The organism is Leptolyngbya boryana PCC 6306 (assembly GCF_000353285.1).
Taxonomy (GTDB): domain Bacteria; phylum Cyanobacteriota; class Cyanobacteriia; order Leptolyngbyales; family Leptolyngbyaceae; genus Leptolyngbya; species Leptolyngbya boryana.
On sequence record NZ_KB731324.1, the window covers coordinates 696,760 to 716,373 of the forward strand.

Below are 19,614 nucleotides of genomic sequence, written 5' to 3' on the forward strand. Positions count from 1 at the left end.
TCTATCAAATCTGTTGGGGTGAACTTATAAAAGCTACAGTATAAATATGTAGCCAACTGTAATCAATAAGCTAAAAATTATACGATTAAACATCGGCTGTGGAATGAGACGATTAATTTTGCCACCGACATAGATGCCAATGATAATTCCGGGAATTGACCATAGAAACAAACGCCAAACTTGCGGAGTCCATAGTCCTGCAAATCCGTGACCTGCGATCGTAGCAATTCCTGAAAACAGAAAATAGCATTGCATTGTTGCTCTAAAATAGCTGGCTGACCAACGACGCATCACGCCGTAAACCGCGATCGGGAGTCCATTAATGTTGTAAGCGCCTCCTAAAACGCCCGCAACCAATCCAAAGAAAACGGCATAGCGTTCATGGTGAAGCTGCGGAAACTTAGGAGAAATAAGATTAAACAGCCCATACAAGATGAGAATGATTCCTAGCCCAAGCTTGACTGTTTTTTCAGGCGCATACTGTAATAGAAGTAATCCAAAGGGAACTCCGATTACTGTACTAATGATGAGCCTCCAAGCTGATTTGAGATCAATGCTATCCTGATCAAAAATTAGAATCAGTGAACTAATAATAAACCCTGTCAATGCGACAATGGGAGTTGCTGTTCGCAAACTCATAATCATGCCTAGTAGCGGCATTGCTAAAAGCGCATCACCAAACCCGATCGCAGAACGAATTGAAGTACAGACAAACAGGATTGATGCTGTTGCGATCGTTAAATCAGTAAGGTTCATGCAAAAGACTAATAAAGGATCTGAATCAATCCATAGCTAGAGATTGAAATGAATAACCAGGATAGCGCGCCTAAATACAAAGGTTTTAGTCCAATCTTTTGAATCTGATTTAATCTTGTTTCTAATCCCATTGCTGCCATTGAGATGGTTAAGAGCAACTGATTGACTTGTCCTGTCATCGTTTTTATTTGCTGTGGGATTAAGTTCAAGCTATTCAGAAGAATCAAAAGCATAAAATAAACGACAAACCAAGGAATGGCAATTCGTGATTTTGATTGAGGAGCTTTAGAAATTGCTCCAAGCATGAGCATCATCGGAACGAGCCAAAGGACTCTTGACAGTTTTGAAATACTAGCAATCTCGCCACTGACTGAATCTACTTGAAAAGCCGCTGCAAGCACTTGGGCAACTTCATGAATTGAAACTCCACACCATAATCCAAATGCTTCTGGTGTTAAGTTCAATTGCCCAGAGAGTAATGGATACAAAAGCATCGATATTGTTCCAAACAAGGTGACGATCGCAATTGCATACGTGATATCTTCATCTCCACTCTCGGTCGTTGTACTTGTCGCAATCACAGCAGAAGCACCACAAATCGAAGTACCAGCAGCAATGAGGCGAGTTAAGCTAGGACTCACGCCTAAGTGTTGTCCAGCCCAACAGGTAAACCAAAATGTACTCAATAAGGTTGTGATGATGATGAGTAACCCCGTGATGCCCACAGATAAAACCTGCGATAGGCTGAGTTGAACACCGAGCAGAATGACTGCAAATCGCAGAATTCTTCTCATAGCAAAGTGAATCCCTGCTTGGCGTTTCGGCGCTACGCCAATTGTATTTTGGATGAAAATGCCTAGAAGAATTGCCAGAATGAGAGGGCTGAAGAGAGTGAAGCCGGGTATCAATCGGATCAGATAAGCGATCGCTGTCAAGCCACAAACGAGCCATACTCCAGATTGGATCTTTACTAGGCTTATTTTGATTTGAGCAATTGCCTGAGAGAAAACATCACCTTGAAATGCTGTGACGATTTTTATTGCTGCGAACGGTTTAATATTATTTGTTTTGTGCCGCATTACTTTGATTCAATTGACTGATGCAATTCAACAGAAATTCGCCTTGCTTTCGGGTAAGATTGCCAACAAAGCAAGGCAGTTACAGATTGGAAATCAACTCAGCATAGAATTGCGTCTGCTAATTTGTGGATTGAGCAGAATGTTTTGTCAAGTGCTGAAGCGATGTTGAGAAAGACTTGCCCAACAAATGATGTTGGATCAGTCAAGGTTACGGGTCTTCCAGAGTCACCCGCCGCACAAATTCGAGCCTCAATCGGAACTTGTCCCAGTAGAGGAGTTTGCAGTTCTTCTGCAAGTTGTTGTCCCCCACCACTGCCGAAAATCGGAGTCGGCTCACCACAATGCCCACAGCGCAAATAGCTCATGTTTTCAATGATGCCGAGTACTGGAATTCCGACTCGACGAAACATATGAATACTGCGGCGAACATCTGCGATCGCGACTTGCTGCGGTGTGGTGACGAGTAATACGCCACAGATGGGACTCTCTTGAACGATCGTGATTTGAGCATCTCCTGTCCCGGGTGGTAAATCAATCAGCAGGTAGTCTAGATCGCCCCATTCCACATCTTGGATAAACTGAGTGATGACCTTGTGCAGCACAGGTCCGCGCCATGCTAGCGGATGATCGGGTTCTGCTAGAAGCCCAACTGACATGACTTTGATACCGTGGGCTTCTAAAGGCAGAAATCGCGTTCCTTCAGCAGTTTCGATCGTCTTCACCTCAGAATGTCCCAATCCCAACATCTGTGGAATATTTGGACCATAGATATCTGCATCCAGCAGCCCGACTTTTGCGCCTTGTAGGCTTAGCGCGATCGCAAGATTGACAGAAGTGGTTGATTTTCCAACTCCACCTTTACCACTCGAAATCGCTAATGTCGTTCTCACGCCTGGAATCGTGCAGAGTTGAACATAACTCTTCTTACACCAAGTGAGTTGTGAAAGCACAGTCTCAATCTGATGTTTCAAATCGTGCTGATGCTTTCCAACATACAGCCGCAGGTAAACATAGTTATCCACCACTCTGAGATTACGAACCATGCCTAAACTCACAATATTGTTGTTGAGAACAGGTTCAATAATGGTTTTGAGCAGTTTAGTCACCGCTTGTTGGCGTGCTTCAGCAATCAGATCAGGTGGATCTGTTTCGGGAAGGTCATGAGTCGTCTGGAAGGGAGAACGATGATTAGGCATTAGAGGGTTCTTGTAACGCTTCTTGAATGGTCTGAATGGCGCGTTGAGCAAAGATGCAGACATCGCGATCGGGGTCGTCGAGCGATTGCTGCAACGGATTGAGAGCCGCTTTATTTTTCAAAATGCCAAGCGCGATCGCAGCATCTCGTCGGACATCTGAATATTCGTCAGCGAGTGCTTGAATGAACAGAGGAAGAGAGCGATCATCTGGAATTTTCTGCAAGGCTTGCAAGCTGAATTTGCGAACTTGCCAATGATCATCTTTTAAGGCAGCTTCTAGAGGCGCGATCGCGGTTTTGTCTGCATGAATTGCAAGAGATTTTGCTGCATTGCGCCGAACTTCCCAATCTGGATCGTGAGTCAATGCTTCACAGAGACGAGGAACAACTTGCTCATCACTGAGATGTCCCAGCGTTAAAGCTGTTGCCCGTCGAACACTTTCATCCGAATCGGACAATAGCGCTAATGCAGGTTGACAGCGTTCGACTTGGTTGAGGTAGCGCAATGTTGTCACCGCAGATTCTCGCAAAGCTGGATCGGGAGATTCAAAAAAAGGCAACACATACGGCAAGGATTGAGCGTCATGAATCTTCCGCAACAGGAAGAGAGTATTCAATTGCAGGTTTAGATCATCTCGCAGTAAAGCATCTAGGAGCAGCAATAAATGATCTGGAGCAATCAGTTCACCTAATGCCGATCGCGCTTCGTCTCGGATTTCTTCATCTGGAGACGCGAGACATTCAATCAAGGCTGGAACGGCTGCTGGATTTGCAAGTTCCCAGAGTACAGTCACTGCTAACTTTTGGACGAGTAGACTTTCATCTGTTAGGGCTTCGATCAACGGGGTTAGAGCCTCTTCGTCTCCAAGATGCTGTAAGGTTTTGAGCGCAACTAGTCGATTTTCAACTTGTGGCGATCGCAGCATTTCTAACCAAGGAGCAAGTTCAGAATTCGTGTCCATTACTTTCCTCTAGCGCAACAGGAATGGAATTTGAACAGTAATCGCGTTGGTCGGGCATTCCTTTTCACAAGGTAAGCAGAACCAGCACTCGTCATACTTCATATAAGCTTTGCCTGTTTCAGGGTCTTTGGCTAAGACATCAAGCGGACAGACTTCAATGCAGGCGACACATTTTTCAAGGCATTTTGACTCATCGACAATGACTGGAACATCGATTCTTTGAATTGCTAAAGCCATCGCAATTTACACTCTTCTAAATAACTTAACGAACAGCTACGTCGTACACTTCGGTTTCAACATTGACATCTACGATGTAAGGCTCGATCGGACGTTTGAATAACACCATGTCACCCGCATCATCTTTTTTCAGATGCACGTGGCAGAACCATTCATCATTGTTCTTGTCTGGATAGTCTGCTCGATAGTGATACAGTCCCCAGCGACTTTCACGGCGATAGAGGGAAGCTCTTGCTGCCATTTCTGCACAGTCGCGAATAAAGTGAACTTCCATACAGCGCATCAATTCATGCGGATCACGAGCACCCATTAGCTCTAATGTGTCGTGGTAGCGCACAAAATTGCTGAGTCCAAGCTCCATGCGATTGGCTGATTTAGGCGGCTGGAGATAGTCATTGACGAGCCGACGCAGCTTATATTCAACCTGGGTATGTGGTACTCCGTTGGGTCGATCGAGCGGCGCATAGATTCTTGCTTTTTCGGCAGCGAGAAACTCTGGATCAGGGTCGAGATGATCGAGATTCTGACAATATTCAACGGCATGTTCTCCAGCAATGCGTCCAAAGACAAACGCACCGATCATATAGTTGTGCGGGACGCTTGCCATGTCGCCTGCTGCATATAGTCCGGGAACTGAAGTTTCAGCCCGCTCATTCACCCAGACTCCAGAAGCACTATGACCGCTACACAGTCCAATTTCAGAGATATTCATTTCGACGCCATGAGTGCGATAGTTTTCACCTCGCCCTTGATGGAATCTGCCTCGGCTCGGACGCTCATTTGCCCAGAGGATTGACTCAATTTCAGAAATTGTATTTTCATCTAAATGAGTCATTTTGAGTTGAATTGGACCTTTGCCAGAGTTTAGCTCTTTCCAAACTTCTAGCATCATTTGACCGCTCCAATAGTCGCAGCTAATAAAGCGATGTCCTTGTGCATTAGCTGTGTAAGCTCCAAATGGGCTTGCAACGTAAGCACAAGCAGGACCATTGTAGTCTTTCATCAACGGATTGATTTGAAAACATTCAATGTTACTCAGTTCTGCTCCGGCGTGATATGCCATCGAGTAACCGTCGCCTGCATTGGTTGGATTTTCGTAGGTTCCATACAGATAGCCAGAAGCAGGTAAGCCTAAGCGCCCGCAAGCGCCCGTGCAAAGGATGACAGCTTTTGCTTGAATGACGACAAAATCTCCATTGCGAACATCAAGACCGACTGCACCGATCGCACGTCCATCGCGAACGAGAACCCGAGTTGCCATGACTCGATTTGTGACTTGGGCTTTGTGACGTTTAACTTGACGCGCCAGAATCGTTTTTAAATCTTTTCCTTCTGGCATCGGCAAAACGTATTTACCCACGCGATGCACTTGTTTGAGGTCGTAATCTCCTTGAGCATCTTTCTGAAATTTTACGCCCCATTTTTCGAGTTCTTGAATGACAGAAAAGCCAAGTTTTCCAGTTTGATAAACAGCGTTCTGATTGAGAATGCCATCATTCGCGATCGTAATTTCTCGCACATATTGTTCTGGAGTCGAATTTCCAGGAATGACGGCAGTATTGACTCCATCCATTCCCATTGCAATCGCGCCACTGCGACGGATATTTGCTTTTTCTAGAACGAGTACCTCACCTTCGGGATTGGCTTGCTTTGCTTTGATGGCAGCCATGGTTCCAGCCGTTCCACCCCCAATCACCAGCACATCCGTCTTCATCCATTGAGTATTCACTCAAAAAGCCTCCTGATTGATGAACAGAATTTTAGTCTTACGCTGAAAACTGTCTCAAGCACTACAGAAAAAATCAGCGAAAACGACTTGATTAGAAACATCTTTGATCCAGAAGAAGTTTGCCTGAAAAAAGATGTGATTGAATCAACTGTTTTCATTGTGCAGCACGATTTTGAATTTCTTTATTGCAGTATTTTATGAACCAATAAATGAATTGAATTGATCAATTTGATATGATCAACAAACACCCTATGAGGTTGTAAAGCGATGGAAGTTTATCAGATTCGAGTTTTTCTAGAAGTAGCTCGTTACCTGAGTTTTACCGAGGCAGCCGATGCGCTGAATTTAACTCAGCCTGCCGTGAGCGCTAAAATCAAATCGTTAGAGTCAGAATTAGGAACTTCGCTGTTTTACCGTTTAGGGCGCAAGATTCAACTGACAGAAGTTGGGGAATTCTTGTTTGAAGAAGGTGCAAAACTAATTCAGATTGAAAATCAACTCATTCAGAAAATTGAAGATATTAAAAAAGGAAAATGTGGCAGTCTAAAAATCGGCTGCACAATGGCACTTGCTGAAGGTTGGTTGCCTAATATTGTGTTTGAATATCGACAGCAATATCCGAGTATTCAAGTTCAGTGTCTAGTGTTTGAATCTGCTGAATTGCTCTATCAAGCGATGACGAGCCAGACAGTAGATGTGGGGATTTCTGATGTCAATTTTGAAGAGTTTTCTGAACTTTCAACTACTGCGATCGACAAAATTTCTTATCACGTCTTTGTCTCTCATCATCATCCCTTAGCAAAACAGCGCTGGATGAGTTTAGCTGATCTGAGAAAGTATCCTTGGGCATTGCTTCCTGCAGGCACACCGAGCCGTTTAGTCCTGGACTCACGATTGTCTGAGTTAGGACATACGCTGGATGGATTTCTCCGATTTGAAACCGTGGATACGATGAGCTTGATGCGAACCTACATGATGCAGGGGAACTATCTCGGCTTCGCAACTAACTTTGATTTTCAACCAGAGTGTGAATTAGGGACGATGACAGCAATTTCGCTTCAGGAGTTTGCTTTATCTGGCTCAGTTTACCTGGTCGTGCCTCGACGCTTAAACCAAGCGAACACAGTGGATTCATCGAGTCGGCGATCGCGCAATCTCAATCCGACTCAAAAGCTCATCAACCTGCTACAAGCTAAGACAAGTCCTGCTGTTTCTGCCTCGAACGTTGTTCGTTTACGATCGCCGAGTTTTGTGCGTCGCAGTCAGTCTTCTTCACGGTCTGAAGTGCTAACTCTTTCGATCGGAGTACAAAACGGGACAATTCCTGCGATCACAGCAGGCTTAATCATGCAAAGGTTGGGGCTGCTCGAACATTTCCTGCCCCAAGAAGGACGATATAGTTCGATTCAGTATCAGATTCAGTGGCAAGATTTCTCAACCGGAGCGCCAATTGTCGATGGCTTGCGATCTCGACAACTGAATATTGGTGTGCTCGGTGACTATCCCTTGCTCTTAAGTGCTGAAGATACAGTTCAGAATACTCGCCTGATTAGCTTTGTCTCGACTAATCCCGATGGGTCGTGTAATGCGGTTGTGGTTCCCCATCGTTCTCACCTTCACAGCGTCGATGACCTACGTGGACGAGCGATCGCAGTTCCCCTTCGGTCTTCTGCACATGGCATGGTGCTGCGATCGCTGAATGCGACTCGACTTTTAGATCAAGTCAATTTAATCCCTTTTCAGCAACAGGCTGACCAATTCGAGTTTTCTGAACAATACGCGGATGGCTATGCTCACTTTGCACCATTTCACGACATCGCTTGTCGTCGCGGACAGTTCCGCTACCTCGAAGGGTGCAATTCCGAAGCGTTACCTGCTTTCTATGGTGTAGTAGTCACGAATGAATTGGCTGACCAGTATCCAGAAGTCGCGATCGCGTATCTTCGGGCATTATCCGCAGCCCAATATTGGTACGACACAACGCCAAGTGCGCCAGCTTTAGTCGCAAAATGGACGCATCTTGATCCAGAAGTGATTGTTCAAATTTTGAGCAGTTCGTATCAGAAAACTCAGCCGGGACGGTTTTTCTCAGAGATGCAGATTCGTCCTGACTGGCTGAGATTACACATTGATCAACTGAGTCAGATTCCAGGCAACCAGCATTTACAAGCGATTAACTTAAATCAATGGATTCATGCAGACTTTTTGCAGCAGATTAGAGCATAGCAATACTTGGAACTGATCTCGCGATCGACATCGCAGCTAAACAAGCTATACCCGTCTCTGTTGGTTAAGAGTGCGTCAGGCATCTGTCTGTTTAGCTGCAAATTCGATTCACCAATCGAGTGTTCGGATTGGCTGAGTTCAAGCTGCTTAGAGAATGTTTTAAAAGTAATCGTTGAGACGCATTCACCCGTCCCGGAATGGCAACGTGAGCGAAGAGTCTGTTTATACCTTTAAAGCATTCTCTTAGCTTAGCTCCATGCTTTTCAAGGTTTCTTCTCGAATGAGTTCAAAAACCTCGCGATTTAACTGTAAAAATTCTGAAGTCACCATGATATCGATATGTCTCGGTCGTTCTAGAGGCACATCTACAATTTGCTTAATCCGCCCTGGATTCACGCCCATGACGAAAATACGATCGCTCAAGAACACCGCTTCTTCAATGTCATGCGTCACAAAAATCACAGTTGCTTTCAACTCGCTCCAAATGTCGAGCAGAAGCTCTTGCATCATATGTCGGGTCTGCGCGTCTAATGCTGCAAAGGGTTCATCCATTAACAGTACAGAAGGAGAGTTCACCAAAGCACGGATAATACTTGCCCGCTGCTGCATTCCTCCTGATAGTTGGTAAGGATAAGAGTTGCGATGCTTATACAACCCCACACGATTGAGATAGTAGTTGACAATCTCTTTGCGCTTTGCCGCAGGAATGCCTTGAATCTTCAGTCCAAATTCCACATTCTGGAAGGTCGTCTTCCACGGTAAGAGTGAATACTGCTGAAATACAAATCCGCGATCGGCTCCGGGACGCACAATCCGTTTGCGATCAACCGTAACAGAACCGCTGTAAGGTTTAATAAATCCAGCGATCGCATTGAGAATCGTCGATTTTCCGCATCCGGATGGACCAAGCAAACAGACAAATTCGCCTGGCGCGATCGTAAAGTCGATCGACTCTAAGACCGGAATTAACTGTCCTTTTCGTTGAAAACAAATTGATAGATCCTCGACCTCCACAAGTCCTTTGAGTGCTTGTTGCGGAGTTCCTTGCTCGATTAACATTGTCACACTTACTATCCTCTAAATATGAATTAGTTGGCGTTCCCTTTCTTCGTGACGCGCCAGGGCATTAAGACATGGGTCAGTCGATCCACTGCATAAGAACTCAGTGACCCCATCAATCCGATCAGCAGCATTCCCATCACAATCGGAGGATAGTTAGAAGTCACATAAGACTCCCAGGTCAGATAACCAATCCCAAACCGTCCTGCCAAAATTTCAGCCGTGACTAGACAGAACCAAGAATTTCCCATGCCAATCACTAAGCCACTTGCAATGCTAGGCATGGCTCCCGGAATCACAATGTCTTTGAAGACTTGCCATTGTCTCGCGCCTAAGCATTGTCCAACGCGCAACAATAGTAAATCAGTGCCTTCAACGCCTTTGATTGTGCTAATCAAAATTGGGAAGAATGCGCCGATAAAAGTAATGTAGACCATTCCCGACTCTGCATCGGGAAACATCAGAATCGCCAGTGGAATCCAAGCAACCGCAGGAATGGGACGGAGGATCTCTAACGGCAAAAACACAAGGTCTTCGATCTTTTGAAACCAGCCAATCACAATTCCTAAGCTAATGCCCAGCACGACTGCGATCGCATAGCCCAAGAGTACCCTCAGCACGCTTGCCTGAATATGCACCATTGGATTGTTCGAGAAAAACTTCAAGGTTGCACTCAGAACTTCTACAGGCGAAGGAAGAAAGGAAAAATTGATAAAGAATTGAAACTTGATCGCGCAGAGAAATTGCCAAATTCCAAAAAATAAAACTAATGAAAGAACTCGGAACAAAAGCCTGATCGGGTTAATTCGTGAAGAACTGTCTGAACTCTGGAATAACTGTGAAAGTAGAAAACTCCAGCGATCGAGCATACGAGGTTTTGTCGATCGCGGAGAGGACGGACTAGACATAAAATGCCTCCAATCGGTAAAAGAGCACAGCGAGGAACACATTGTTCCATGTTCAAGCGTTCTTGACTGTATCAAAGCGCATCTAGCGTGCTGCTATGGGCTGTGAGGCTTGTGCGTAAAACTCTTGTAGCCCTTTGAATCCAACGACCTGAGCATTATTCTGTTGAGCAAAAGTCTGAGCATCCTTCTCGGTCAAAAATGCAGAGATATCATTATTGTTGCGAACAAAGAAAGAATTCTCTGCAAAGAGCTTCCAACCGTTGCTACGATCGTGCACAAAAATAGCACTAACCGCCTGCTTACCCTCAGCCTGGAGCTTTTTCAACGCTGCCATCATATTTTGAATCGAAGCATAGTTTCTCACTTTCTCTTCGCCTTTGAGCCACAGTTGAGCTGCCAATTTTGCATCTTGAATCGGTTGCTTTGTTTCGGAATCTTCTCCTGTAATCACAAATTGCTCAGCCTCTGTTGCAACTTGTTGATCGCTCATGCCCATTTCTTGCATCGCCTGCTTCAGATAGCTGTTGTCAATGAATTTTTTCACATCTTCAGGTTTGACAGTGGCATCTAGTCGTCCTAACTGTTGCAGAGTCGTCACACTGTTGGTGAGCGCGTCTAGATTGGGTTGCTGAATGCTAGGATTGAGTCGCTGCAATCCAGATGGCCCGAGAAACATATACACGACTTCCTTTTCGACTCCTGCCCATTGTTCAACCTTGGCTGAGATAGCTTCGGGCTGTTCACGAAAGAGTTTGTTCGCTTCGAGCAAGGCTTTCATGTAGGCAACAACAACTTCTGGATATTGCTTAGCAAAGTCCGATCGCACGACCACACCATGAAATGTCGGAACACCGAGTTCTGCACCATCGAAGATCTTCCGAGCAAATCCTCGGAAGGGAAACATCTCACCAAAGGGGACAAAGTTTGCATGAGCGTCGATCTGATTGGTTCGCAGACTCGTGCCACCCACTTCTGGTGCTTGACTAATCAATTTCACATCTTTATCGGGTTCTAGTCCGGCTCCCTTCAGTGCTTTGAGTAACATTCCATGTGCAGCGGAACCGAAGGGCACAGAAACTTGCTTGCCTTTCAAATCTGCCAATGTTCTGACAGAACTATCTTTTGGAACCATTACTGCATTTCCAGCTCCGGTGGCACTGTAGCCCAAAGTCCCAATGTAGAGCGTATTGACACCCCCACCTTTCTGTTGAAAAGTCGTCATGTTGATCGTCAGCGGGAAATCTCCCATCATGCCAATATCAAGTTGATTGGCAAGCATTTTATTTGTAATAGGAGGTCCTGAAGTGTAGCTTGACCACTCAATTTTGTACTCCACATTTTCGTATTTACCTGTTTTTGGCAAGTATTTCTCAAGCAATTTTTCTTCGCGAATAACAGAGCCTCCAGTCGCTGTATTAATGACTTGATCTTGAGTTCCAATCGCGATGCGAATTACTTTTTTTTCACTCGTATTGCCTGACAAATTGCTTGTCTGAATATTAGAACACGCAGCAACAAAAGCAAATGAAATAAATGATAGAGACACCAAAAAACCGCGACGAGTGAACCTCCGTCTATTCATGATTGAAATCGCTCCAGCGCTTGTTGTGTAACTCTTATTTATTCAGTCCTAGCTTCTCTCAACTGTAAGCAAGGATACAAATATTGGCTTCTCTACTCTTTCTATTCATAGAGGGATCGATTGAATCCATAAAACAAATTGATAAGTTTCTAGAGCCTGAGTTAAAAAGTGGCTTCTTTGATTGATAGTGATGTAATAAATATCTAAATCTTGATTACTTTTTAGAATTATTTAACTCATTCAAAATAAAAAGTAATTCGTTGTTTTGGATATGAATTTATCAAGAAGTATCTTTGTACAGTTGAATTTAGTGAGTGCTATGTCGGTGCAGTTCTATTGAAAGAACTGTCAGATGGTGCAGAGTCGTTCATCCGAATCGAGAAAATCGTTCTCTCTCAACAGTCAGTTAGCGTGCAATATGGGATCTTAAATGAGGTGAGAATTCCGAGTTTCACAAGAACTCGGAATTCTCTACTGCTCAGTGTTATTTCTGGAGAGTTGCACCTGTGCTAAATTCTGAGCGACTGAAAGCGACGGCTCTAAACCGATGGGTCGAGGTTTATAGCATTCTGGCGATCGAAGGGTTTCTAGCCGTACTCATTGGGTTTGGGCTGGTCGTGCTTGGATTAACAGGTGTCGCTTGGATGCTTGGCGGAATTGCGGCGGGTGCGATCGTGATTTCTAGCTATCGAGCCTTGACTCATGAGCCGATTCAACCGAATCGCAATGCTCGAAAAGCAGGTCAATTACTCATCGGTTTAACGATCGGGTTATCGCTGCAACATCGCAATCTCAGTGCATTATCTGCTCATCTGCTCGTCTTTCTCGGCTTGCCTGTGTTTTTGATGCTGGCGGGTGCATTGATTGGCGTTATCTATTCGCGAGTTGAAAAGACTGACTTATTAACCGGACTATTAGCAACGACTCCCGGAAACATTGGAGTCATGGCAAGTATTGCCGCAGAGTACACCCAGAATACAGCATTAGTTTCTCTGGTTCAGCTCATGCGATTTACCACGGTTGTTGCTGGAATGCCTCTGCTTGCAAATGTGGCTTTTACTCGTTCGAGCAATGATGAGATTTCTGCGATCGTTCAAAGTATTATCAAAATTTCTTGGACTGATCTCCAAACTTCGTGCTTATTTATTGGAATTGCGCTCATTGCTGCTTATTTCGGAACAAAGTTGAGAATTCCGATCGCAAATTTTCTGTGCGCGATCGCGGTTGGGCTGATGTTTGAGGTCTTGTCATTGAGCTTTCCAGCGATTGCTCAACTCGATTTTCAACTCCCGATTTTCTTGAATCTGATCGGTCAAATCTTACTCGGAATTACGATTGGTGAATATTGGGGAATTAATCCAAAGTTGAAAATTTTATCGATCGTGCGGTCTATTGTTCCAGTGGTATTGATGTCGATCGCTGCATTGATCGCTGCGTTGATTATTCAATCTCTCACTCAATGGGATTGGCTCACTTGCCTACTTGTTGCGTCTCCAGGGGGTTCGCCTGAAATGATTTGGATTGCACTGAGCTTGCAGCAAGATCCTGAAATTATTACAGCAGGACATCTAGTTCGCTTACTAACGATCAATCTATCGTTGCCGTTCATCTTAGCACTCATTCCCATACTTCAATCTGAGAATGAACAGAGCTAATCGTTCACTCCAATACATCTGATAGGGCGATCGGGAGCACTCTAAGTTTAGATTCTCCCACTCGCCACCAAAACATGAATTCAGTCAACGACGACCTCGCATTTCAATTTGTGTCTTTCTGTTTTTCCTCACGGCGCTCCTCTTTTTTTTCTTCTTTCTGCTCTTTCTTACTCTCCTGTCCTGAACCAGATTGTCCCGAAGCTGGAGAAACCTCGGGTGCGGGAGTTGGGGACGGTGAGAGTGTCGGACTTGCAGCTGGCTCCGGATCAACCGGAGGACTCGTCGGGGGTTCTGGCTCCGGAGTCGTGACAGGAGGGAGCGGATCAGATTCCGCTTCTGGTGTGACAGAGGGAGAAGGAGTTGGGACAGGCGTTTGGTTCGGAGTCGCTTTTGGGCTGGCTTGCGGGACAACCGAAGGCGCAGTTATTTTTTCAGAGTTCTGTTTTGGACGAGATGACGGTTCAGCGAGCGGCGATTCAGTCGATCTCGGAGGTACGGGAACCGTTTGCTGACTTGTAAATCGGCTTGCTAAAACACTGCCAGATACTAGTCCTATCATTGCAAGACCACCCCAAAGCCAGGGCTGCCAGTTTTGGTTCTGGGGCTGCACGACTGGCGGCTGGGTCTGAATATTTGTTCGATCGCCCCGAGGCGAGCTAATGGCAACCGTTGCAACCTGGCTAATGGGTGTACTGGCAGCCGGAACCGATCTGATCGACGGCACTGAAACAGATGTTTTCTCAGAGTCTGGGAGCAAGGCTAGCCATTCATTCATGGTTGCAGGACGATGATGGGGTTCTAGCGCCATGCCTCGTAGAATGGCCTGATTGACTCTCGGACTTAAATCAGGACGGAATTCGCGCGGTTCTAGAAGCGGTTGACGATCGCGCAAAATGGACGCGATCGGAACCTGAGCCGTTACTAGAGAATACAGCGTCGCAGCAAGTCCATACACATCGATCGCGGCTGTCCGTTTGGTTTGGGGCAGATATTGCTCGATCGGAGCATAGCCTTCGGAAAACATACTCGTGTGCGTTTGAGTCATCCCCGGAGAAAATTCGCGCGCTGTACCAAAATCAATCAGAATGACTTGCCCTGTAACTTGATGCAGAATCAAGTTCTGAGGTTTCACATCGCGATGCAGCAGTCCGAGATGATGGACGGCATTCAATGCGGCTCCGACTTGATGAACATACGCGATCGCGGTTGATTCGGGTAATGGCGCATTCGGAAACACCACCTGCGCTAAAGTTGGCCCTGGAATATAGTCCATGACCATGTACGGTAAACCATCTTCCACAAAAAAGTCATTGACTCGCACAATCCCCGGATGAACAAACATCGCAAGCCGTTTTGCTTCATCCTGAAACTGACGTTGAAAATTCGCAAACTGCTGATCTTGACGCAGCGCATCATTGATCGTTTTAATCACCACGACTTGATTGAGCCAATGATGAGTCGCCCGGTAGGTGATGCCAAAACCGCCTCGTCCGAGTTCTTGATCCAGGGTGTATTTCCCGTTTTGCAAGGCTTTGCCCACAAAGGTAGTCATGACAATTCAGTGCAATTTGGTTGAAACAGACGGTTCTAGTTTAAGTCACGCTTGCGCGATCTCCGAGTTCCTTTGGGTGAACATTGAGTGAACATTGCCGCAAATGTTGTCCTCCAACCCAAGCCAGACCTCAATTCTCATTTAAATCGCTAGAATTTAATTCGGTCATTTCTCTGTGTGCCTAAAATGAAACAGTCCTACCCAATCGCGCCCAAGCATCCCTATGTGCATCAACTGCATGGAGATGAACGCATTGACGATTATTCTTGGTTGAGAGAACGCGACAATCCTGAAGTTATCGCCTATCTAGAAGCAGAGAATACTTACACGGAAGCACGAATGCAGCATACCGAATCGCTGCAAACTCAACTCTACGAGGAAATGCTCTCGCGGATTCAAGAAGATGATTTATCAGTGCCTTACCGCTACGGTGAGTTTTATTACTACACGCGCACTGAAACTGGAAAAGCTTATCCGATTCACTGTCGTAAATATCAAACATTAGATGCGCCCGAAGAAATACTTCTGGATCAAAATCAACTAGCTGAAGGGACAGAGTACTTTAGCTTAGGCGGGTTTGAAATTAGTCCAAATCATCAATTATTGGCATATTCGATCGATACAACAGGTGCAGAACGCTACACCCTATTTTTCCTAGATTTAGCAACTCATCAACTGTATCCCGAATCGATTCCTGATACTGCTTCTTTTACTTGGGGCAATGATAATCAAACGGTTTTCTATGCTCAAATTGATGCTGTAAATCGCCCGTACAAGCTATTTCGACATCAGTTAGGTCAGAGCGCAGAGTCGGATCAACTGCTGTTTCATGAAGCAGATGATTCTTATTTCCTCGGTATTGATAAAACTCGGAGTGAAGCGTATTTGCTTCTGAGTTTAGGTAGTAACATTACCTCGGAAGTTTACTATCTCGATGCGAATGATCCGAATGGGGAGTTTCGCCTAATTCGTCCCCGCGAGACTGGAATTGAGTATGAAATTGAGCATCATACGGATACCTTTTATATTCTGACGAATGACAACGCGCTGAATTTCAAACTCATGCAAGCTCCGGTGAGCAATCCGAGCGTTGAACATTGGAAGACAGTGATTGAACATCATGAAGATGTATTTTTAATGGGTGTCAGTGCGTTTGCCGATCATTTAGTTATTTACGATCGCGAATCTGGACTGCCGAATATTCGAGTGCGTAAATTGTCCACTCAGGAAGAACATCGCATCTCATTTCCCGAACCCACTTACGAAGTTTCAGAATCGATCAATCCAGAATTCAATACGCAGATTCTTCGGTTTGGCTACACTTCGCTAGTTACGCCATCTTCGATTTTTGAATACAATCTCGACACACAGATCCGCGAACTGAAGAAAGAAACCCCTGTTTTGGGTGGCTACGATCGCACTCAGTACAAGAGCGAACGACTCGAAGCGATCGCAGCCGATGGTGCGAAGATTCCTTTGTCGATCGTGTACCGAGGAGATCTCGATCGCAATGGACGAAATCCTTTGCTGATGACAGGTTATGGCTCTTATGGCGTTAACTATCCAGATGTTTTTTCGTCTACTCGATTAGCTTTACTCGATCGAGGTGTAGTTCTCGCGATCGCGCATATTCGAGGGGGTTCGGAACTCGGGCGCAAGTGGTATTTAGATGGAAAATTCTTGCAAAAGCAGAATACTTTCAGTGATTTTATTACCTGTGCCGAAACGTTGATTCAAGCAGGTTGGACAGATCGTGATCATTTAGCAATTTCTGGCGGCAGTGCGGGTGGATTGCTTGTCGGAGCCGTGATTAATCAGCGTCCAGACTTGTTTCGAGCTGCGATCGCACAAGTTCCTTTCGTCGATGTCGTTACTACGATTTTAGATACCTCGCTGCCTTTATCAGCAATAGAATGGGAAGAGTGGGGCAATCCGAATGAACGAGAGTTTTACTTTTATATGAAAGGCTATTCGCCTTACGATAATGTTGAAGCCAAGGCATATCCCGCGTTGCTTGTAACTGCTGGCTTAAACGATCCGCGTGTTTCTTACTGGGAACCTGCAAAGTGGACAGCAAAGCTCCGCGCTCTCAAAACTGACACAAACGTTTTACTCTTAAAAACCAACATGGGAGCCGGCCATGGTGGTGCATCGGGACGATATGAGCGATTAAAAGAAATTGCCTTTGAATACGCTTTTCTACTCGATCAGTGGAAGATTACCTGATGGCGTGCCAGCAGAGCTTGGTATGCTGTGAAAGCGGTTAGCGAAACTCGATCGATGAATCAAACTCAGAAATCTCCCAAAGTCGTTGTCGTCGGAGCAGGATGGGCTGGCTTAGGCTCAGCCTATCATCTGGCAAAACAAGGGTATGATGTCACGCTCTTAGAAGCAGGCGGGTATCCAGGTGGACTGGTTGCAGGTTGGAAAACGGCGCAAGGTCGATCGGTCGAAGCGGGAATCCATGGATTCTGGTATCCCTACCGCAATATTTTCTCGCTGGTCGAACAGTTAGGCTTGCAGCCTTTTACGGATTGGACTCGCTCTTCGCAATATTCTCCGAATGGTTTAGAAGTCGAGTCTCCAATTTTCCAGCAAGAGCCGAGACTGCCTACGCCTTTGGGGACGTTCTTGTACACTCGGTTTAAGCGATTACCTTTAAGCGATCGACTGTCTGCTTTGCCATTGCTTTATGCGGTGGTTGATTTTGATAATTCAGATGAAGCATGGCAGCGATATGATTCGGTCACTGCTCGTGAGCTTTTCAAACAGTTTGGAGTCTCTGCTCGGCTGTACAAAGAGTCATTTGAGCCGATGTTACTGGTGGGATTATTTGCACCGGGAGAACAATGTTCGGCAGCAGCAGCTTTAGGAATGCTGTACTACTTTATTTTGGCGCATCAGCCTGATTTTGATGTGGTTTGGTGTCGGGGCACTGTGGGAGATCAGATCTTTCGTCCTTGGGTTGAACAAATTGAGACTGCTGGTGGGCGAGTGCTGACTCAAAAGCGCGTCAGCGATGTGATCATCCAAGATGGAAAAGCAACTGGGGTTGTATGTGGAGAAGAGGTATTTGAAGCAGATGCCGTGATCTTTTCAGTTGGGATTACTGGGATGCAAAAGATTGTTAGCAGTAGTGCAACTTTGCGTCAGTTTCCTGAATTTTGTAACTTGATGAATTTAAGTGCGATCGATGTCTTAGCAACTCGGCTGTGGTTCGATCGTAAAGTGTCTGTTCCTCTACCCTCGAATGCTTGCTTTGGGTTTGATAACACAACAGGCTGGACATTCTTTGATCTGAATGCGCTGCATGACGAATGGAAAGATCAGCCTGGTAGTGTGATTGAAGCAGATTTTTATCATGCGAATCAACTGCTGCCGATGAGTGATGCAGACATTGTTGCGAAAGTGCATCGCGATCTAGCAACTTGTGTGCCTGAGTTTCGGTCTGCGAAAGTCATAGATAGCAGTGTGATTCGACTCTCGAAAGCAGTGACGCACTTCGCTCCTGGAAGCTATCAGTCGATGCTTTCGGGAACGACGAGCATCGCGAATCTCTTGATGAGTGGCGATTGGATTATTACTCGGCATGGGTCTTGGTCACAGGAAAAAGCGTATGTGACTGGGCTTGAGGCTGCGAATCGAGTGATTGAGCAGTTCAGAATGGGTTCACCTGCACCGATTATTCCAGTTGAACCTGATGAACCTCATATCGATATTGCTCGCACCACAAACCGGATGCTGAGAGACTGGGCAAGTCGCGTTTTTCCATCGCTCTGGTTACCTTGACGCAAGAGTAAACCTTAAGAGACTTGTAGGATTAGCGCGATCGCACATAAGGTTCAGTATAATTTCAGCTTCGGAAGCAGCAAGGGTTCGAGAGATTGTCGCGGGGAGCAATCGCCTGAGTGTTGAATATCCGAGTGGCTCGCTCGTCAACCCTACAAAATACTGAGGAGCATTATGCTCACGCTATTAGGCATTCCCCGCTTCGAGCAATATGTCTTGAATATGGCATTGGTTCATTTGTGCGATCGCGAAAGTCATGTGGGATATCTCACACGTCAGCTTAATGCAACGGATGGATCTGTGCAGCAAATTACAATTTACCTGCCGCATCCAGAGCAGCAATATGATGGCATGACTCTAGAGGCAGGCTTGACCCAAGGCTACAACATTGAAGTCGAAGCCATTCTCGATCGCAGTCAAATTTGTTATGGAATTCCCAACGGCGCACAGTTTGTTCGAGTCTTGCGGCAAAAAGGAATCGATCAAGGGTTTCAGCTTGCTGCGATCGGGTTATTTATTCGTCCTCTGGCGATTCTGAAGCTCGACATGATTCTGAATATTGAAGCTGCGGAATATCAAACGATCGCAGTTCGGCATCCTGTGATTCGAGATTATCCGAGTGATTGGGAGCAAAAGCTGAATCAGTTTCTTCAGCGAGAGATTGCGAGTGAAGCTTTGCCGAATTTAGCAGGGTATGTCGATCGAGCAATGAACTCAGACTATACTCCTCCAAATTGGGCACAGATTTCCAAGGCTTAACGACTTAGACAGAACATTTCTACATGCCTTCCTACCGTGTCTATCCAATTTCATCGCCTGATGTTTACACGGTAGGTTGTCTTGCATCTGATTTGAGGTGTGAAATCTGGGAACGCCCCCTAAGTT

At 45.6% G+C, this 19,614-nt stretch carries 15 protein-coding genes; 5 read left to right on the forward strand and 10 right to left on the reverse strand.

Translation table 11 applies throughout. The features are described from left to right. Positions 1 to 33: 33 nt before the first annotated feature. The 6 genes from LEPBO_RS36005 to LEPBO_RS0103320 all read right to left on the reverse strand — a co-directional run bounded on the left by LEPBO_RS36005 (position 34) and on the right by LEPBO_RS0103320 (position 5,958). Entirely contained in the window at positions 34 to 756 is a 723-nt protein-coding gene (locus tag LEPBO_RS36005; RefSeq protein ID WP_017286108.1) for a sulfite exporter TauE/SafE family protein, read from the reverse strand. Positions 757 to 764: 8 nt separating this feature from the next. Then, positions 765 to 1,835 carry a YeiH family protein gene (locus LEPBO_RS0103300; protein ID WP_017286109.1) on the reverse strand — a complete coding sequence of 357 codons (1,071 nt, stop codon included), beginning with the start codon at positions 1,833 to 1,835 and terminating at the stop codon, positions 765 to 767. A gap of 98 nt (positions 1,836 to 1,933) precedes the next feature. Continuing rightward, positions 1,934 to 3,031 carry an Mrp/NBP35 family ATP-binding protein gene (locus tag LEPBO_RS0103305; RefSeq protein WP_017286110.1) on the reverse strand — a complete coding sequence of 366 codons (1,098 nt, stop codon included), beginning with the start codon at positions 3,029 to 3,031 and terminating at the stop codon, positions 1,934 to 1,936. Further along, positions 3,024 to 3,992 carry a HEAT repeat domain-containing protein gene (locus tag LEPBO_RS0103310; protein WP_017286111.1) on the reverse strand — a complete coding sequence of 323 codons (969 nt, stop codon included), beginning with the start codon at positions 3,990 to 3,992 and terminating at the stop codon, positions 3,024 to 3,026. The genes LEPBO_RS0103305 and LEPBO_RS0103310 overlap by 8 nt, the downstream gene beginning before the upstream one ends. Positions 3,993 to 4,001: 9 nt before the next feature. Beyond that, on the reverse strand, positions 4,002 to 4,229 hold the full coding sequence (locus LEPBO_RS0103315) for a 4Fe-4S dicluster domain-containing protein (protein ID WP_017286112.1): 228 nt from the start codon (positions 4,227 to 4,229) through the stop codon (positions 4,002 to 4,004). 25 nt (positions 4,230 to 4,254) lie between these two features. Beyond that, positions 4,255 to 5,958: a fumarate reductase/succinate dehydrogenase flavoprotein subunit gene (locus LEPBO_RS0103320; protein WP_026148391.1), complete on the reverse strand. Its 1,704-nt coding sequence runs from the start codon at positions 5,956 to 5,958 to the stop codon at positions 4,255 to 4,257. Between the two features lie 267 nt (positions 5,959 to 6,225). On the opposite strand from LEPBO_RS0103320, the gene LEPBO_RS0103330 reads away from it, so the two are divergent. After that, positions 6,226 to 8,184, forward strand: a complete 1,959-nt coding sequence (locus tag LEPBO_RS0103330) for a LysR family transcriptional regulator (protein ID WP_017286115.1) — start codon at positions 6,226 to 6,228, stop codon at positions 8,182 to 8,184. A gap of 243 nt (positions 8,185 to 8,427) precedes the next feature. Here the strand turns inward: LEPBO_RS0103330 and LEPBO_RS0103335 are convergent, their stop codons facing one another. From LEPBO_RS0103335 to LEPBO_RS0103345, 3 genes are all read right to left on the reverse strand, one after another. Next, positions 8,428 to 9,243 carry an ABC transporter ATP-binding protein gene (locus tag LEPBO_RS0103335; protein ID WP_017286116.1) on the reverse strand — a complete coding sequence of 272 codons (816 nt, stop codon included), beginning with the start codon at positions 9,241 to 9,243 and terminating at the stop codon, positions 8,428 to 8,430. A gap of 29 nt (positions 9,244 to 9,272) precedes the next feature. Beyond that, complete coding sequence (locus tag LEPBO_RS0103340; RefSeq protein WP_144056136.1) at positions 9,273 to 10,151, reverse strand: ABC transporter permease; 879 nt, start codon at positions 10,149 to 10,151, stop codon at positions 9,273 to 9,275. 82 nt (positions 10,152 to 10,233) lie between these two features. Beyond that, entirely contained in the window at positions 10,234 to 11,697 is a 1,464-nt protein-coding gene (locus LEPBO_RS0103345; RefSeq protein ID WP_263970821.1) for an ABC transporter substrate-binding protein, read from the reverse strand. Between the two features lie 542 nt (positions 11,698 to 12,239). Between LEPBO_RS0103345 and LEPBO_RS36010 the strand changes: the two genes are divergently transcribed. Then, complete coding sequence (locus LEPBO_RS36010; RefSeq protein WP_017286119.1) at positions 12,240 to 13,388, forward strand: AbrB family transcriptional regulator; 1,149 nt, start codon at positions 12,240 to 12,242, stop codon at positions 13,386 to 13,388. Positions 13,389 to 13,491: 103 nt separating this feature from the next. Here LEPBO_RS36010 and LEPBO_RS0103355 read toward each other — a convergent pair whose 3' ends face one another. Beyond that, on the reverse strand, positions 13,492 to 14,940 hold the full coding sequence (locus LEPBO_RS0103355) for a serine/threonine protein kinase (RefSeq protein ID WP_017286120.1): 1,449 nt from the start codon (positions 14,938 to 14,940) through the stop codon (positions 13,492 to 13,494). A gap of 186 nt (positions 14,941 to 15,126) precedes the next feature. On the opposite strand from LEPBO_RS0103355, the gene LEPBO_RS0103360 reads away from it, so the two are divergent. The 3 genes from LEPBO_RS0103360 to LEPBO_RS0103370 all read left to right on the forward strand — a co-directional run bounded on the left by LEPBO_RS0103360 (position 15,127) and on the right by LEPBO_RS0103370 (position 19,488). Continuing rightward, positions 15,127 to 17,166 carry a S9 family peptidase gene (locus LEPBO_RS0103360; protein WP_017286121.1) on the forward strand — a complete coding sequence of 680 codons (2,040 nt, stop codon included), beginning with the start codon at positions 15,127 to 15,129 and terminating at the stop codon, positions 17,164 to 17,166. A 27-nt stretch (positions 17,167 to 17,193) separates the two neighbouring features. Next, positions 17,194 to 18,729 carry a hydroxysqualene dehydroxylase gene (locus LEPBO_RS0103365; protein ID WP_017286122.1) on the forward strand — a complete coding sequence of 512 codons (1,536 nt, stop codon included), beginning with the start codon at positions 17,194 to 17,196 and terminating at the stop codon, positions 18,727 to 18,729. A 174-nt stretch (positions 18,730 to 18,903) separates the two neighbouring features. After that, complete coding sequence (locus LEPBO_RS0103370) at positions 18,904 to 19,488, forward strand: hypothetical protein (RefSeq protein ID WP_017286123.1); 585 nt, start codon at positions 18,904 to 18,906, stop codon at positions 19,486 to 19,488. The last annotated feature ends 126 nt before the right edge of the window (positions 19,489 to 19,614 follow it).

Bases quoted from the DNA above. Each gene is read 5' to 3' on its own strand.
- LEPBO_RS0103340 (WP_144056136.1), bottom strand. From the start codon at position 10,151: ATGTCTAGTCCGTCCTCTCCGCGATCGACAAAACCTCGTATGCTCGAT.
- LEPBO_RS0103360 (WP_017286121.1), top strand. From the start codon at position 15,127: ATGAAACAGTCCTACCCAATCGCGCCCAAGCATCCCTATGTGCATCAA.
- LEPBO_RS0103305 (WP_017286110.1), bottom strand. From the start codon at position 3,031: ATGCCTAATCATCGTTCTCCCTTCCAGACGACTCATGACCTTCCCGAA.
- LEPBO_RS0103370 (WP_017286123.1), top strand. From the start codon at position 18,904: ATGCTCACGCTATTAGGCATTCCCCGCTTCGAGCAATATGTCTTGAAT.
- LEPBO_RS0103355 (WP_017286120.1), bottom strand. From the start codon at position 14,940: ATGACTACCTTTGTGGGCAAAGCCTTGCAAAACGGGAAATACACCCTG.
- LEPBO_RS0103315 (WP_017286112.1), bottom strand. From the start codon at position 4,229: ATGGCTTTAGCAATTCAAAGAATCGATGTTCCAGTCATTGTCGATGAG.
- LEPBO_RS0103335 (WP_017286116.1), bottom strand. From the start codon at position 9,243: ATGTTAATCGAGCAAGGAACTCCGCAACAAGCACTCAAAGGACTTGTG.
- LEPBO_RS0103310 (WP_017286111.1), bottom strand. From the start codon at position 3,992: ATGGACACGAATTCTGAACTTGCTCCTTGGTTAGAAATGCTGCGATCG.
- LEPBO_RS0103300 (WP_017286109.1), bottom strand. From the start codon at position 1,835: ATGCGGCACAAAACAAATAATATTAAACCGTTCGCAGCAATAAAAATC.
- LEPBO_RS36005 (WP_017286108.1), bottom strand. From the start codon at position 756: ATGAACCTTACTGATTTAACGATCGCAACAGCATCAATCCTGTTTGTC.
- LEPBO_RS0103330 (WP_017286115.1), top strand. From the start codon at position 6,226: ATGGAAGTTTATCAGATTCGAGTTTTTCTAGAAGTAGCTCGTTACCTG.